The organism is Pseudomonas sp. FW305-7, assembly GCF_058786735.1.
The window spans coordinates 1-16,651 of the sequence record NZ_JBYSZA010000001.1 but is presented as its reverse complement, the minus strand read 5'-3'; the positions used below and the strand labels follow the sequence as shown (position 1 = coordinate 16,651).

At 58.9% G+C, this 16,651-nt stretch carries 12 protein-coding genes and 1 pseudogene; 11 read left to right on the top strand and 2 right to left on the bottom strand.

The window, feature by feature from the left end:
- The first annotated feature begins 45 nt into the window (after nt 1-45).
- From AC3WMT_RS00065 to AC3WMT_RS00035, 7 genes are all read left to right on the top strand, one after another.
- Nucleotides 46-2,868, top strand: coding sequence for an ATP-binding protein (locus AC3WMT_RS00065; protein ID WP_103301921.1), 2,823 nt, complete (start codon nt 46-48; stop codon nt 2,866-2,868).
- Nucleotides 2,855-4,042: a response regulator cyclic di-GMP phosphodiesterase PvrR gene (pvrR, locus tag AC3WMT_RS00060; RefSeq protein ID WP_103301920.1), complete on the top strand. Its 1,188-nt coding sequence runs from the start codon at nt 2,855-2,857 to the stop codon at nt 4,040-4,042. The genes AC3WMT_RS00065 and pvrR overlap by 14 nt, the downstream gene beginning before the upstream one ends.
- A 66-nt stretch (nt 4,043-4,108) precedes the next feature.
- Nucleotides 4,109-7,327 carry a hybrid sensor histidine kinase/response regulator gene (locus AC3WMT_RS00055; RefSeq protein WP_103301919.1) on the top strand — a complete coding sequence of 1,073 codons (3,219 nt, stop codon included), beginning with the start codon at nt 4,109-4,111 and terminating at the stop codon, nt 7,325-7,327.
- Nucleotides 7,328-7,365: 38 nt separating this feature from the next.
- On the top strand, nt 7,366-8,013 hold the full coding sequence (locus AC3WMT_RS00050) for a response regulator (protein ID WP_103301918.1): 648 nt from the start codon (nt 7,366-7,368) through the stop codon (nt 8,011-8,013).
- Nucleotides 8,014-8,148: 135 nt separating this feature from the next.
- The gene (locus AC3WMT_RS00045; protein ID WP_103301917.1) at nt 8,149-8,742 is read left to right on the top strand and encodes a fimbrial protein; all 594 of its coding nucleotides are present in this window, start codon (nt 8,149-8,151) and stop codon (nt 8,740-8,742) included.
- 69 nt (nt 8,743-8,811) lie between these two features.
- Nucleotides 8,812-9,552: a fimbrial biogenesis chaperone gene (locus AC3WMT_RS00040; protein ID WP_103301916.1), complete on the top strand. Its 741-nt coding sequence runs from the start codon at nt 8,812-8,814 to the stop codon at nt 9,550-9,552.
- 169 nt (nt 9,553-9,721) lie between these two features.
- Nucleotides 9,722-12,190 (top strand): fimbria/pilus outer membrane usher protein, encoded by a 2,469-nt coding sequence (locus tag AC3WMT_RS00035; RefSeq protein WP_103302437.1) that lies wholly within the window; start codon nt 9,722-9,724, stop codon nt 12,188-12,190.
- An 8-nt stretch (nt 12,191-12,198) separates the two neighbouring features.
- Here AC3WMT_RS00035 and AC3WMT_RS00030 read toward each other — a convergent pair whose 3' ends face one another.
- Nucleotides 12,199-13,530: an ATP-binding protein gene (locus tag AC3WMT_RS00030; RefSeq protein WP_103301915.1), complete on the bottom strand. Its 1,332-nt coding sequence runs from the start codon at nt 13,528-13,530 to the stop codon at nt 12,199-12,201.
- Nucleotides 13,527-14,249 carry a response regulator gene (locus AC3WMT_RS00025; RefSeq protein WP_103302436.1) on the bottom strand — a complete coding sequence of 241 codons (723 nt, stop codon included), beginning with the start codon at nt 14,247-14,249 and terminating at the stop codon, nt 13,527-13,529. Before AC3WMT_RS00025 ends, AC3WMT_RS00030 begins: the two co-directional genes overlap by 4 nt.
- Nucleotides 14,250-14,398: 149 nt before the next feature.
- Between AC3WMT_RS00025 and AC3WMT_RS00020 the strand changes: the two genes are divergently transcribed.
- The 4 genes and pseudogenes from AC3WMT_RS00020 to AC3WMT_RS00005 all read left to right on the top strand — a co-directional run.
- Complete coding sequence (locus AC3WMT_RS00020) at nt 14,399-14,716, top strand: hypothetical protein (protein WP_103302435.1); 318 nt, start codon at nt 14,399-14,401, stop codon at nt 14,714-14,716.
- Nucleotides 14,716-15,375, top strand: coding sequence for a DUF3313 domain-containing protein (locus AC3WMT_RS00015; protein ID WP_177431337.1), 660 nt, complete (start codon nt 14,716-14,718; stop codon nt 15,373-15,375). Before AC3WMT_RS00020 ends, AC3WMT_RS00015 begins: the two co-directional genes overlap by 1 nt.
- Before the next feature lie 63 nt (nt 15,376-15,438).
- Nucleotides 15,439-15,999, top strand: a complete 561-nt coding sequence (locus AC3WMT_RS00010; protein WP_103301913.1) for a hypothetical protein — start codon at nt 15,439-15,441, stop codon at nt 15,997-15,999.
- Between the two features lie 422 nt (nt 16,000-16,421).
- Nucleotides 16,422-16,651: pseudogene (locus tag AC3WMT_RS00005) on the top strand (DUF6124 family protein); the annotation flags it as partial.

Sequence of the window (16,651 nt, the reverse complement as noted above, 5' to 3'; positions counted from 1 at the left end):
AATCGTCTGATGTGGCCTCCGGCGACGCCCCGCTAGGGTGGCCGGATGAAACTGAAGAACTACCTTCACCAGATCAATCCCCTGCTCTCTACGCCCAACGCCGCCCGGCGGTTGCTGCGGATTTTTGGCCTGGTTTTGCTGATTGGCATCCTCAGCGGCGTGTACAGCTTTCTCTTGCTGACCTTCAATACCGAAGTGTCGCGCCGACGCAGCCACATGAGCAGCGCCATTGCCGAGGCGCACACCTTTTTCACCACCCGCGAGGCCTTGCTGGAAAGCCTCAGTCTTTCGGCCATCCGCAAGCCTCAAGGGGTCAAACCGCAGGTCTCACCCGAGGAAGTTCACCTGCTGCTGGGCAACACGCGAGGCAAACAGTGGAGCATCTGGCTGACGGAGCGCATCAAGCAGTATCTGGTGAGCAAACAGGTCAATCTGCTCTACGTCAGCAGTGGCAACGACGTGCGCGTCAAAAGGCTTTACACGGCGACGCCGATAGTCGCCGACTTCCCCCCGGCGATGCTTGATCGGTTGCAGGCGCTCAAACGCGACAACACCGCTGCGCTGGAAGAACTCTGGTTGACCAATCAGTCGGCCAGTCATTCCCGGCTGTATATGTTCATTCGCCTGGATGAGCGCGACGTCGACTCCGGTTGGCTCGGCCTGGAAATGGACGGCCGCGAAGTCTCCCATGTACTGGATGATCAAAGTGCCGGGCAGTTCATGATGTTCAACTCCGACGGCATGCTGGTGTTCAGCAACAGCCAGCCTGCACAACTCAGCCAGAACCTGCTGCAGATCCAGCGGCAGAACTTCTTCGGTTTCGTTGGCGAAGGCTGGTTGCCAGATCATCTGGTGATGCGCAAACAACTGAAGTCCTCGGACTGGCAACTGGTTTATTCGATCAACCTGCGGGATGTCGTCGTCGCCCTGTGGCCGCGCCTCGCCGGCGCGCTGCTGTTCTGCCTGTTCAGTATCAGCCTCGTGTGGATCCTGATCCGCCGCCTCGAATACCGCTTTATCGCGCCGACCATCAGCCGTATTCAGGCGCTGGTGGAGAGTGAACTGTTCAGCAGTGACGTGATTCAAACCGCACCCGTGGCCCTGTGCGTGTTGCGCCGCACCAATGGTCAGGTGGTACTGGAAAATACCCTGTCACAACAATGGCTGGGCCAGAGCGGCGAAAGGGAAAGGCTCAGCCATCGCTGGATCTATCAGGCGTTCGATGCGCTGGACCCGCAAGTCACTGACTACTTCGAAACCGCCGACGGCCGCCATCTCTATCTCAGCTGCGCACCGACTCGCTACAAGGGCGAGGACGTGTTGCTCTGTGCCTTCAGCGATATCAGCACGCGCACGCAAATTGAAGAGGCGCTGGAACAGGCGCGGCAATTGGCCGATGCCGCCAATGAAGCGAAAACCCTGTTTCTGGCAACCATGAGCCACGAGATCCGCACGCCGTTGTATGGCGTATTGGGCACCCTGGAGTTGTTGGCGCGAACCGAACTCGACGCGCAGCAAACCGACTATCTGCGCACCATCGAAGGCTCGTCGGCGACGTTGCTGCAATTGATCTGCGATGTACTCGACGTGTCCAAGATCGAAGCCGGGCAACTGGCGCTTGAACTCAGTGAATTCTGCGTCCATGAGCTGATCCACGAAGTGATTCAAGGCTACGCGGCGGCGGCGCATGGCAAGGGCCTTGATCTGTACGCAGTGATTGATCCGAAGCTGCCGGAACGGGTGATTGGCGATGTGTCAAGAATTCGTCAGATCCTCTACAACCTGCTGAACAATGCCGTCAAATTCACCGATACCGGGCGCATCGTGCTGCGGGTGAAGCTGCTTGGGCGTGACGCTGAGCGGGTGAACCTGTTCTGGCAAGTGTCGGACACGGGCAAAGGCATTACCCAGGAAGATCAGGCGCGGATTTTCGAACCGTTCTATCAGTCCCGGGGCCACACCAACGTGATCGCCGGCACCGGGTTGGGGTTGCCGATCTGTCAACGCCTGACCCACTTGATGAACGGCCATATTCGCGTGGTCAGCGAGCCGGGCCTGGGCAGCAGCTTTTCTCTGACCCTGTCGCTCGAGCAGCCCTCAACGCCGAGGTTGCCGAGCAGCTTTACGCCGCTGTTGCCGGCGACGGTCTACGTGGTGTCGCCCATCCGCGAACTGGCCGAAGCCATGAATGGCTGGTTGCGCCGCTGGGGCGCACGGCCACAACTCGATCGGCCTTCGCGGGGCGCCTGCAACGCTGACCATGTGCTGCTGGAGCTGCATCCCGGCTCATTCGAACAGCGCCTGGACGCCGAGTGGACCGGCTCGCGAGTGATCGCCACGGGCGATGGCTACAACGAACCGCAATGGAGCGACGACGGCTGGGTGGTGAACATCAATCACCTGCACGCCATTCATCAAGCGGTCAGCCACGCTCAAGGATTGTCGGCGAGCAAACCCACAATCGATGCGCCACAGCGGCAACTGAAAACCCTGCATCTGCATGTACTGGTCGCCGAAGACAACGTCATCAACCAGTTGATCCTGCATGACCAGTTGCAGGAGCTGGGTTGTACCGCCGAGCTGGCGAGCAACGGTGAGGAAGCCCTGGCGCTGTGGCGCAAGGGGCATTTCGACGTGATCCTGAGCGACGTCAACATGCCGCAGAAGAACGGCTATGAACTGGCCAGCGAGCTGCGCCGCCTCGGTTGCACGGTACCGATTATCGGCGCGACCGCCAATGCCATGCGCGGCGAAGAAGCGCTGTGTCTGGCGGCCGGGATGAACGACTGCCTGATCAAACCTTTCACGCTACAGGCCCTGCATAACCAGTTGGCGTCCTACGAAAGAACATTCCATGAAACCGATTAGTATCCTGGTCGTTGAAGACCATCCGTTCCAGCAACTGTACCTGCAAAACCTGTTCAGCGAGATCGGCCAGTTTCATCTGCAATTTGCCGAAGAAGGCAGCGCCGCGCTGGACTGCCTGAAACGCCACGACTTCGATCTGGTGTTGACCGATTTGTTGATGCCCGGCATGGACGGCGTGCAGTTCATCCAGGGGCTTGCCGCCTCGGGTTCGCGCCCCGCGCTGGCGATCATGAGCGCCGCCTCGCGCCGCATGCTGACCAGTGCCAGCCTCGCCGCGCGCAATCTGGGCGTGAAAGTCATCGGCCTGATTTCCAAACCGGTCAAGACCGCAGCCCTGCGCAATCTCACCGACCAATTGGGCAACTTGCGTCAGGCCACCCTGCCCCTGCCCGGCCCGCAGATTGATCATCTGGCCATTCTCGATGCGCTGGATAACGGTGAATTGCAGGCCTGGTTCCAACCAAAGAAATCACTGGCCAACGGCCGCATCGTCGCCGCCGAAGCACTGGTGCGCTGGCTTCACCCTGAGCAAGGGCTTTTGCTGCCGGGGGTATTTCTACCGGCCTTCAAAGCCTTCAATCTGGAAGCGCGTTTGCTGTGGCTGATTCTGGGACAAGCAATCAAGGCGCAGGAACAATGGCAGGTGCAAGGTTACGCGATCCCGGTGTCGATCAACCTGCCGACGCATCTGCTCAACAGCCCCGATCTGGCTGACCGGATTCTTGCCTTTGTGCTTCAGCGTCAGGGGGTTCCTGCGATGATCTGTTTCGAATTGATGGAATGCTCGATGCCCGAGGACATCAGTAACTTCTACGCCGGTGCGTGCCGGTTGCGCATGAAGGGCTTTGGCCTCTCGCAGGATGATTTCGGTCAGGGTTACAGTTCTTATATGAACCTGGTCTCGACGCCGTTTACCGAGTTGAAAATCGACCGGGCTCTGGTCCAGGGCTGCAATGACAATGAAGAGTTGGCGCAGGCCCTGACAAGTATTGTCGCCCTCGGCCGACAACTGGGATTGACGGTCGTGGCCGAAGGCGTCGAGACGGCGCAAGAACTGGCGGTGTTGCGTAAAATCAACTGCACTCAGGTTCAGGGTTTCATCATTTCCCACGCCGTGTCGTCACAGGATTTTCAGCAACTGCTGACGCAGGACGGTCCCGCGTTGATGGATTGACCCGATGTTTTCTACAGAGGTAGCGGTGACCTACGCTTATCCCGGCATTTTCAACAGGCTTGCGCAATGACCCACCCGACTGTCCATCTGGAAAAACTGACCAATAGCTCATTGCGAATGAACACCGGTCTGGTGGTGCTCTGCGGCCTCGCTTCGCTGTTGGTGGGCCTCAGTGGCTGGGGGCTTTATCGGATGGTCGAGGAACAGCGCGACACGGTGCGGTTTCATTTCGCCCGGCTGATGGAGAACATCGGCGAACAGGATGTGTTCCTCAGCGCCATTGTCAAGCAAGCCGACAGAGGCCTGCCGTTGAATGCACACGTGCAGATCTTCAAGCAGACGCCATTGCCCGATGAGGGCGCCGGGATCTATAAGGCGCAGGAACTCTCCTCTTCCCTGCCGTACAGCGTGAAAATCAATCCGGCAGCGATTGAAACCAGTGAGCGCGCACGAGTCTTTGCCCTGGGTGCCCATCTGGCCAGTTACTACAGTGCTTTCTGGTCGGCCTCGCACTATCAATCACCGCAGGTATTCCTGTTCAACGTGCCCGATAATTTCGACATCGCCGTCCCCGCTGCCGGGCAGTTGCGCACTGCCGGGCAGCTTCAGGGCGGATCTTTCGTTGACGTCATGAAGCAAGTGGTGCAACAGCTGCATGATGCCAACCCCAAGCCGCTGGACAGTGAAGTTCACTGGGTCCGCTACGACGCCCGATCGGATAGCAAAGGCCCGCCTGCGCTGCTGGCCTACGTGAATGTCAACATGCCCGCCGCGCAACTGGATATCGAGGGCGCCAGTTCTTGGGTAGTCGTGGCGTCGTTGTTGAGTCTGGCGCAGATCAACAACATCGAACGAATCATGAAGTGGTCGATCTACGACAGCTTCAACCTCACCGCTCCCAACGGCACTTTGGTGATCGGTGCGGAGCATGCCAGTCAGGATTTAAAGGACGGGCTGAATGTTCGTCTGGACGGTCTGGTGTTCAAGATTTCCAGTGCCGGGCCACAACCGTGGACGGCCGTCTATGTGGTCGGCTTCAAGCGGTTCATCGACTATGCCTGGTGGCCGCTGCTCGGTTTGTTGACGTTGATGCTGACCAGTATCGGCGGCGGCTGGGTGTTCAATCGCTGGTACAAAATCCGCGTGGTGATTCCTGCACATCAGGCCCATGAAAGCATCGCTGATAGCGAAGCCTTCAGCCGCGCGATCATCGACACCGCCCCAACAGGCCTTTGTGTCGTGCGCCGCAGTGACCACCGGATTCTCCTGGAAAACCGCTGCATTCAGGAGTGGCAACAAAGTGATCAACTGATCGCGGCGCTGATCCGCGAACACGCGCTGACCGCTGCGGGCCAGACCGATCTGGAAGTGGCAGGACGGCATTATCACGTCGGGTTCGTGCCTGCGCGCTACCACGGAGAACATGTGTGGATCTGCGCATTTCACGACGTGACCCGGCACATCGATGACGCCGCCGCACTGGAAAATGCCCTGCGTGAAGCCGACTCGGCCAACGAAGCGAAAACCCGTTTTCTCGCGACCATGAGCCACGAAATCCGCACCCCACTGTATGGCGTTCTCGGCACTCTGGAGTTGCTGGGGCTGACCGAACTTGGCCCTCGGCAGCAAGAATATCTGCGGACGATCCAGCGCTCATCCACGACGTTGTTCCAATTGATCAGCGACGTACTGGATGTGTCGAAAATCGAGTCCGGGCAAATGACCATCGAAGCGCAGGATTTCTGTCCGCTCGAACTGACCGAGGATTCGCTGCGGGCCTACAGTGCATTTGCTCAGGCCAAAGGTTTGCAGCTTTACGCCTGCATCGACCCGGCGATCCCCGACCGGGTGCGCGGCGATCCCCTGCGCATCCGGCAGATCCTCAATAACCTGCTGAGCAATGCGATCAAGTTCACTGATAACGGCCGGGTGGTATTGCGCGCCAGAGTTGTGCAGGAATCCGCCGAAAATGTCAGCCTGCTGTGGCAGGTCAGCGACTCGGGGATCGGCATTTCCCAGGCCCAGCAAGTTCAGCTGTTCGACCCGTTTTATCAGGTACGTGATGCGTCCAGCGAAGCCGGTGCAGGTTTGGGTCTGGCGATTTGCTGGTGGTTGTGTGAATTGATGGAGGGGCAACTGAAAGTGGTCAGCGAGCCCGGTCTGGGCAGCAGCTTTTCATTGCAACTGAAACTTGCTCGTGTGGAGGGTTCGCTGAGTGACTGCCCGGGATTCACCGCGCATATGCCAACCTTGTTCGTCCAGGCTTACGCGCCGGAGTTGGCGCAACATTTCTGCGGCTGGCTTGAGCGACTGGGGCTGGACACTCAGATCATCGGCCCCGAGACCAAACACCTGGCCGCCTCATCATCACTGTTGCTCGACGTACTGCCGTGCGCCGAGCCATCCGGCTGGCCAGGTCTGCGCGTCATCGCCACGGCCGCCGGCGCCAATCCGCCGCAATACACGGGCGAAGGCTGGACGGTCGATGCCCACGATATTCGCGCGGTGGCCTGGGCTGTCCACTTCGCGCAACAAGGCGCCGACCCGCAAGCTCGCCCGGCGATCAAAGCGCCGGCGCGACGCCTTGATCTGAACATCCTGATCGCCGAAGACAACCCGATCAATCGAGCGATTATCAAAGAACAGCTGGAAGCCCTGGGCTGCTCGGTGGTCGCCGCCGCCGATGGTGAACAGGCGCTGCATCAATGGCTGCCGGGGGTGTTTGATCTGGTGCTGACCGACGTCAACATGCCGGTCATGAATGGCTATGAGCTGGCCAAGGCGTTGCGCAGCAACGATGCGGATCTGCCGATCATTGGCGTGACGGCCAATGCCCTGCGCGATGAAGGTGAGCGCTGCGCCGCGGTGGGCATGAATGCCTGGCTGGTGAAACCGCTCAACCTGCACACGTTGCGAACGCAGTTGCTCAAGCATTGCCAACTCGTTGAGCCGGCGCTGGCCGATGACGCGGTTGCCACACAAGGCACCCCACCACCGCTGGATCAGCCACAGCTTTCACCGAAAATGCGCGTGCTGTTTTTCAGTACCCTGCAACAGGACATCGAGAAAGTCAGCGCCCTGCTCCAGAGCAATGACGCCCCCGCGCTGGCCCAACACCTGCACAGCATGGCCGGGGCCCTTGGCGCGGTGCAGGCCACTGGTCTGGCGGAGGCGTGCGTGCGTCTGGAAAGCCAACTGCAAGGTCGCGTCATCACGCCCGCTCTGGTCCGCGAGATCAGCGCTATGCTTGAGCGACTGACCGCGATGCTCGATGCTTTGGCGTAACCCGATTGAATTCAACAACACACTAGGGATAGCCGAACATGGCAATACTCAACGTCGTGATCGCCGATGATCACCCCATCGTTTTATTGGGCGTACGTGAGCTGATAGAGCGTGATGAGCGCTTTCGCGTGGTGGGCGAAGCGGTCTGTTCGAACGAGCTGATCGAGTTGCTGCACACCCAGTCGGTTGATCTGGTGATCACCGACTTCAACATGCCGGCGGATTCGCCCTACGGTGACGGCCTGAAACTGGTGGAGTACCTGGGCCGACATTTTGCCCAGGTGAAAGTGCTGGTGCTGACCATGATCTCCAGCCCGTTGATTCTGACCCGCCTGCATGAACTGGGGGTGGTGGGGGTGATTCAGAAAAACCAGTTACACGACGATATTCAACTGGCACTCTCGTCAATCGCCAAAGGCCGCACCTTCAAGAGTGCCAAACCCGAGCCTGTCAGCGTCCTGGAGCCTAACGTGGCGCTGGACGAAAGACTGTCGCGGCTGTCGCCCAAGGAATTTGAAATTCTGCGCATGTTTGTCTCCGGGCAAAGCGTCACCACGATTGCACGCAGCCAGTCCAGAAGTGCGAAAACCATCAGCACGCAAAAGATTTCGGCGATGCGCAAACTTGAAGTGTCCAGCGATCAGGATCTGTTGACATACTGCCTGGAGAATAACGTCTTTCAATGAATGCACTTATCAGACGAAGTGCAACTAACACCCCCACCTTATAGGAATCGTCTGATGGTCTGAGCACTGCACTCAGACCTATATTCTGGATCGTGTTCTCCAACACAACTTAATCACGATCTAATGGATATCGACATGAAAAAGCTTTCGCTGACACTGCTGACACTTTCCATGCTTTCGGTGGCGGGCCAATCGTTTGCAGCAGACGAACCGGTAACACCCACTAAAGCGGGCAGCGGCACCATTAACTTCACCGGCATCATCAACAACGATGCTTGCTCTATCGAAGATGCAGGTCTGAATAAAACCATTTCCGTACCGATGGGCGAAGTGTCAATCAAAGACATGGGTACCGCTGCAGCGCCTAAGGGCAATGGCAAACTGAGTGCCGAGAACTTCGACATGAAGATCAACTGCAACGCCGGTACCAAAGTTTCGATGATCTTCGAACCGACCAAAGGCGCTGGTTCGGGTATCGTCACTGGCACCAAGGTCCTGAAGTTGACCGACGGTGTGGGCGCCGCGAAAAACATCGGTATCGCCCTGCTCGACGCCAATGGCGATCAGATCGACCTGAGTTCGCCTGCCGCCGCCAAAATTCAAAACACCCTGCAAGACGGCAGCACCACCCTGAAATTCTCCGCCGCCTATGTGACCACTGCCGACCCGAAAACTGCGGTCGCCGGTCGTGGTGACGCGACTCTGCCGTTCACTCTGCAATACGAGTAAACCGCACTCGGGGCTGACACTGTGCGGGACGCAATCGTCCCGCCTTTTTTCAATTTCAGGCAGTTTTCCATGTTTAATCGACACATTCTTTCCCTGTGCATGGGTTTGCACTGCGCGCTGCTGGCGACGCAGGCACACGCGGGTATCTCGCTGAGCGCGACCCGTCTGGTGTTTGATGGCGAGCACAAAGAAGTCAGCATCAAGGTCCGCAACAATGGCGATGACCTGTTGATCCAGTCATGGATCGACAGCGATGAGCCCGGCATTGCTTCGGTGCCTTTCGCCGTCACGCCGCCGTTGGCGAGGATTCTCGGCAAGGAACAGCAATTGCTGCGGGTGATTTACGAAGGCACTGGCATGCCGTCTGACAAGGAATCCGTGGTCTGGCTGAACGTTCAGGAAATCCCCCAGACCGCCAAAACGGAAAACACCCTGCAACTGGCCGTGCGCCAGCGCATCAAGGTGTTTTTCCGCCCTGCCGGACTGGCCAGCCAGGCTTACCTCGCACCGACTCAACTGTTATGGCAGATCGACCAGCAAGGTGGGCATGCCGCATTGAAAATCACCAATCCAAGTCTCTTTCATGTTTCGTTGTCAGAAGTCTCCGTGCAATCGGGTGCCACAACGGAAAAACCAGTCGATTCGATGATGATTGCTCCGGGCCAGAGCAAGACCATCGCACTAAAAGGAACAAACAACTCGACTTATTCCAACCTCAACTTTTCAAGCATTAACGATTACGGCGCACAGGATCGTTACGGCGCAACTTTCTCGGGTAATGCCGCCGTGAAAGCCAAAGCAGTGCATTAGCGCCTGCACCGAAAGTTTGCTCCCTCTCTTGATTCTAATAATGAATTAACTCTTCGTTCTCTGTAGCAATATAGGGCTGGGTATGTCTTTACTCCCGCGCAGCAACTTCAATTCGCTGACTGAACAATCCTGCCCGAAACTCTCGGGATTCAATGCGCTGTATCTGGCCATGTTAGTGAGTCTTCCTTACTTGGCGAATGCCAGTGATGCCGTCGCTGCACCGGAGCAAGAGCAACTCGCCCAGTTCAACACTTCGTTTCTGCAGGGAGTCGGGTCGTCGGTGGATTTGAATCTGTTGCTCTCGGCCAACAGCGTTTTGCCGGGCAATTACCGAGTCGACGTTTACAGCAACGAAGTGTTGGTCGGGCGGCGCGATATCGATTTTCGTCGCGCCGAGAAAACCGGCAAGGTCGAGGCGTGCCTGACCCTGGACATGCTGCAGCAGTTGGGCATCAACATGAGTACGCTGGAAGCGGCAGGCCTGCTCAAGCCTGGGGCGCCCGACACTTGCTACGACTTGCCAACCCTGATTGACCAAGCCACCGTCAGCTACGACCCTACCCGCCTGCGACTGTTGATCAGCGTGCCGCAAATCGCCATGCAACGCGGCATGCGTGGCTATGTCGATCCTGCGCTGTGGGATGCCGGCGTCCCGGCGGCGTTCATCAATTACCAGTTGAGCAGCAACCGCAACAGCACCGACTCCGCCACGACGATCTCCAACAACCTCGGTTTGCGTAACGGCATCAACCTCGGCGCCTGGCGGCTGCGTAACGAATCGAACTTCAGCAGCCGTACCGGCGAGCGCAACACGTTCACCAGCAACCGCAGCTATGTGCAGCACGATGTCACAGCGCTGAAGGGACAATTCAGCGCCGGCGATATTTTCTCCGACTCGCAGCTCTTCGACAGCGTGCGTTACCGTGGGCTCAAGTTGAGTTCCGACGAAGGCATGCGCGCCGACAGCGAACGCGGCTACGCGCCGGTCATCCGCGGCGTGGCGCAAAGCAACGCCACCGTGGAAATCCGCCAGAACGACTACGTCCTCTACAGCACCAACGTGCCACCCGGCCCGTTCGAGATCAGCGACATTTATCCGAGTGGCTCGAACGGCGACTTGCGGGTGATTGTCATCGAGGCCGACGGCACGCGGCATGAAACCCAGCAGGCGTTTTCCAGCCTGCCGATCATGGTGCGCAAGGGCCAGGTCAACTACAGCCTCTCGGCGGGGCAATACAAAAGCAACACCGAGGGTCTGGCCGAACCGAAGTTTGTCAGCGGCACGCTGGCTTATGGCATGACCAGCAACATGACCGGGATTCTTGGTGTGCAGGCGACAGACAGCTTCAAGGCGATGTCTCTGGGCATGGGCCGCAACACGGCGTTTGGCGCGGTGTCGTTCGACCTGACGCACTCGTCCAGTCAGGCGCACGGGCAGACCACCGAAGGGAATAGCCTGCGGATGCTCTATGCCAAAACCTTCACCGGCACCGACACCAATTTCACCCTCGCCGCCTATCGTTACTCCACCGAGGGCTATCGCACCCTGACCGATCACATCGAGGATCAAAGCACCGGGGAGCAGCGCCGTGGCAACTCCAAAACCCGCACTGACCTCACCGTCAGCCAGAGTCTGGGGCGCAACCAGCAATTCGGCAGCCTGTACCTCAACGCAACCGATCAGCGGTACTGGGGACGTGGCGGCTCGCAAAGCCTGTCTGCCGGCTACAGCAACAACTGGGGCGACGTCACCTACAACCTTGGCGTAACGCATACCCAGGACGTGGGCAATGCCGGCCCGGCAAACAACGACACGCAGATGAACCTTTCGCTGTCATTCCCACTGGGTTCCAAACCGCGCGCACCAAGGGCTTTTGTCTCGACCAATCGACAGAAATCCAGCGACAGCACGCAGTTGGGCGTGAACGGCTATCTGTCGGAAAACAGCGACACCTATTATTCGGTGCAGGCCGGCAACAGCAGCACCGGCGGCAATTCAGGCTCGGCGAGCATCAGCTCGCGCACCTCGTTCGTCGACGTCAACGCCGGTTACAGCCAGGGGCGCGGCTACACGTCGCAGAACTTGAGCCTTGCCGGTTCGGTGGTAGCGCACGCGGGCGGTATCAATCTGGGGCAAACCTTGGGTGAAACCTTTGCCTTGGCCGAAGTGCCGGGGGTACCGGGCGGGGTCAAGATCAGCAGCTTCAGCGGCACTGGAACCGGTCGCAATGGCTTCGCCGTGATTCCCAACACCCAGCCCTATCGGGTGAACTGGATCAGTCTCGACACTCGAGATCTGGGTGCCGATGTAGAAATTGAAAACGCCACCCAGCAAGTCGTGCCACGCCGCGGTGCCGCCGTATTGGTGCGCTACCCGTCGCAGACCGGTCGCCGAGTGCAGTTCGAGTTGTTTGATTCGCAGCACAACCGCTTGCCGTTTGGCGCGGTGCTCGAAGATGCGGCCGGCAAGCAGATTGCGATCGCCGATCCTTCCGGCAAGGCGTTGGCACTGGTTCAGGAACAGCGTGCCACGCTGACGATCAAGTGGGCGGGCAAGCAATGTCAGGCCAGCTATTCACTGCCTGAGCGCGACAAGGCCCTCAACTATGAGCGGGTGTCGCTGACTTGCGCGCCTTGAGCACGTGGTCAATGGACCGGCAACTCGACCCGCGCCAACAGCCCGCCGCCGCTGCGATTGCTCAAGGTCAGTTCGCCGCCCTGCTCGCGCACGATGGCCCGCGCTGCCGAGAGCCCGAGGCCAACGCCGCCGGTGTGGCGGTTGCGTGAGGCTTCGAGGCGAAAGAACGGATCGAATACACGCTGCAGCGACTCCTCAGGAATGCCCGGCCCCTCGTCGCTGACGTCGATACGAATCAAGCGCTCATTACCGCTCAATTCGATACGCGGGCGCTGCGCATACTTCGAGGCGTTTTCCAGCAGGTTGACGATCACCCGTTTGAGCGCCAGCGGCCGGCCTTCATACACCCGATGCGCCGGGCCGTTGTAGTCGACGGCAATGTTCTGATCGCGATAGTCATCGACGATGGTGTGCAGCAGTTCCGAGAGGTCGAACGCCGTAGTTTGTTCGGGCTGAGTGTCTTCACGAAAGAACGCCAATGCGGCGTTGATCATCGATTGCATCTCTTCGATATCGCGAATCTGTTTGCTTTGGTATTCAAGATCCTCGATGAACTCGCTGCGCAGGCGCATGCGGGTCAGCGGTGCGCGCAAGTCGTGGGAAATCGACGCGAGCATGTGCGTGCGCTCGCCAATGAAATGCTGAATCTGTGCCTGCATGGTGTTGAAAGCCACAATCACCTGACGTATCTCGTCGGGGCCTTCCAGTTTGATCGGCGGTGCACGCAAGTCGGTGCCGAAACGCCGCGCTGCGCGGGCAAAACGCTGCAAGGGATTGGCCAGTTGGCGCGTGGCGATCCAGGCCACCAGCAAAGTGGCAATCAACCCCAACGTGATGATGATCGCGATCCGCGTGCCCAGCTCCAAACCCCAGCTGCGTTCAGGCGGGATAAATGACAACCAGCTGCCATCGACCAATTGCACGAGTGCAGCGTAATGCGCCTGGGGATTGTCGTTCGGCCAATCGCCGGGGTTGAACGCTTCGATTTTTCGATCAGCACCCAGCAACTGTTGCAGCACCGGCACCCTGCTCGCTTCAATGCGCAGGCCGTCATTGGGCAGATCGAATTCAGCGCGTTGCGCTTTCCATGACACTTGCAGCATGGCGCTGCTCGCTGCGGCAGCCAGTTGCGGGCGCAGGTTGGCCGGTGCAGCCTCGATCACGCGCGATGTCGCGGCAATCTGCTCCAGCAGGCCGGTGCGTTCGATCGGTGGCCTCGCCCAGATCCCCGCCGCCTGAAAAAACAGGGCATTGAGCGCCAGCGAGGCAAACATCGCCGCAATGATGGTCAGGGCGATGCGCCGGCTCAGTGTGTCGCCACGCAGCAATCGGCGGATCACGAGCGATTGACCTTGGCAGTGAACATATAACCGCCATTGCGCACGGTGCGGATCAGATCCGGGCGTTTGCAGTCCGGCTCGATCTTGCGCCGCAGGCGGCTGACCTGCACGTCGATGCTGCGGTCGAAAGCGTCGTGGCCCTGGCCGTGGGTCAGGTCGATCAACTGTTCACGGGTAAGGATGCGTTGCGGGTGATCAAGGAACACCACGAGCAAATCGAACTCGCCTCCGGACAGCGGAATCATCACGTTGTCCGGTGAGCGCAACTCGCGGCAAGTGATATCCAGATGCCAACCGGCGAAGCCGATCACCGGCCGCGACGGTTCAACCGGGCTCCGTTGTTCACCGGCGCGACGCTGCAAGGCGCGCACCCGTGCGAGCAACTCCTGTGGGGCGAACGGCTTGGTCAGGTAGTCATCCGCACCGAGTTCCAGCCCGACAATCCGGTCACTCAGCTCGGCCATGGCCGTGAGCATGATGATCGGAATGCCCAGCTGCGCGCGCACCTTCTGGCACAGGCTCAAGCCGCTTTCGCCGGGCATCATCAGGTCAAGAATGATCGTGTCCGGGCGCTGCTGCGCGATCGCCGCCCACATCGCCTCGCCATCCACGGCGACGTCGACGTCATAGGCGTGCTGGACGAAGAACTTTTTCAGCAAGGAGAGGATTTCCACGTCGTCGTCGACGAACAGCAGTCTGCTCACGGTTACAGGATCCATGGACCAAAAGAGGCTATCTAAAGCCATTTCGCCGCCCGGGTCATTTATTTCAATCGAGTAACATTCCTGCATGACAGACATCAAGCGGACATCGTCCGGCAAAACCCCTCGGGCACTCTGTTGCCATTCCAATCCAGGGGGTTCGCATGATGAAGGTATTGAACAACAGCCATTGCACCGAGGGACATCACAGCAATCGTCCCTTGATCCTCAGCCAGCGTACCGCCGCACTCGGCCCCGACACGCCGGTTGTGTTCCAGGAATCCTGCCTGGGCGTGTCCGGCGATCAGAGCCGGATCTTCCTGCGTCGTTACTTCGAGCAATTCAGCCCGACCAGTGCGCACTGGGTCGAGTACGTCCACAGCATCGCCGCCGCCGACCTCATCGAATGGATCATGCGCCACGGCCAGTTGCACATCGAGTGCGCGGACAGCATCACGACGCAACATCACAAGGGAACCCGTTGATGAGAAGCCATTGCCTGATGACGCTGCTCTGTACGGCGTCAATGAGTCTGTCCGGTTGCAGCAGCAATAGCGTCGAAACGACGGGATTTCTGCATGATTACAGCGTTCTGAAAGAGCACAAATCGCCGTCGGGTCACGACGTAATGAGTTGGGTCAGCCCGGCATTGGCCAGGGGCCGCTATACCAAAGCCTATCTGGCGCCGAGCCAGTTTTATCCCGGCGTAGAACCGACCGGGCGTATTCCGTTGAGCACGATTTCCGGCGTCACCGAGTATTACGATGCCGCCCTCCGGCAGGAATTGGGCAAAGTCCTGCAACTGGTGTCCATGCCCGGCCCGGATACGCTGATCGTCAGGCCGGCCATTACCCGGGTCGCCGCGAGCACTCAAGGGTTGCGCTTTTATGAATGGTTGCCGGTCACTTTAGTGGCTGCCGGGGTCAGCACCGCTGCCGGCATCCGCGATCAGGACAGTGAAATCGCCACCGAAGTGTCGTTCGAGGACGGCTCGACCGGCGAAGTGGTTGCCGAGGTCGTGCGCAAGGGCACCGGCGTGGCGCTGGAAAACGACAAACAAGTGCTGACGGCGGATGACGTCAAAGGGGTGCTGGATGGCTGGGCCAGTGATCTGGGGCAATCCTATGTAGCGATTCGTCGGTAGTACGGCCGTTTTCTCGTCTAACGTGAAACGCAGGTATTGGCAGCACACGGGACACGGCCATTGATGAGCAATTTCTCCATCGTTGCGACAGTTCTTTCGATGATTCTGGGGCTGTCGGTCACTCGGCTGCTGCTCGGCGCGTTGACGGTATTCCGCATCCGCCGGGCGGCGGCGCCGGATTGGGTGGCGCTGGTCTGGGCCGTCACGTTGTTCGCCACGCAGCTGGATTTCTGGTGGGCGGTCAACTCGCTGCCGCAGATCAAATCGACCTTTTCCTTCCCGGAGTTTTTGTTGCTGGTGCTGCTGGCGCTGTCGCTGTTTGTCTCTTCGGCGTTGTTGCTGCCGAGTCGAAGCGAAGATGAACAGAACGGCTTGCGAGTCTATTTCGAACAGGACGGCCGCTACGCCTTGCTGTCGTTGTCGACTTATCTGCTTCTCGGGCTGATCGTCAATGTCTTCCTGTTTCAAGCCTCGCCGATCGCACTGTGGGGTGTGCTGGATGTGTTGATGATCATTCTTCCGCTGTGCGCCTTCGCGGCGAAATCACGCAAGGCTTACACGACTGTCACGCTGATTTACCTGCCGATCAATGCGCTGGATATCGTTGTTTCGCTGACGAATTAGGCGTTGTGTCGGGAAAAAGATCAAAAGATCGCAGCCTTCGGCAGCTCCTATATGGACCGGTGCAGGAGCGGCCGAAGGCTGCGATCTTTGGCTTTAAACACCCCCGTTTAAATGACACGCCAAGACACGTAATCAGGCTACGCGATCTTGCGTAATTGCCTACAGCTACGCCAGAATCCGCCGGCTTGTGCGCCTAGGGGGCGGGTTCTATTGTGGTGCGGTCGCTGAAATTTCAGTGATCGGGTTTAGCAGCTCGGCAATTCTCAAGGCACGCCAGTCCCGCCATTACGTTATGGCGGCTTTGCGTGGGGCACTTCGGTGCGCCGGGATCCTTGAGCCTGGTCTGCTAACCCGCGTACAGCCGCCACCTCTTCGTTTAGCAGCGATGGTTGACGGCTCCGTTTTTCTCAAGGAGTTTCACCATGATCAAACCAACGCCAAACCCGCCCGAAACCGACCCCACCTCTCCCTACGAATCCCTCGAGTCGAAAAAGCTCAACGAAGCCGCCGACCGTGCGCTCGATCACTACCTCTGTCCGCCCGGATCCACGCCACCTCCCCGTAGGACCCGCAGAATGTACGCCGTCACCGCCGACTTCAAAAACGAAGAGCTGCTGGTCGATGCCTGCGAAACACTGGCATCGGCAAGAAC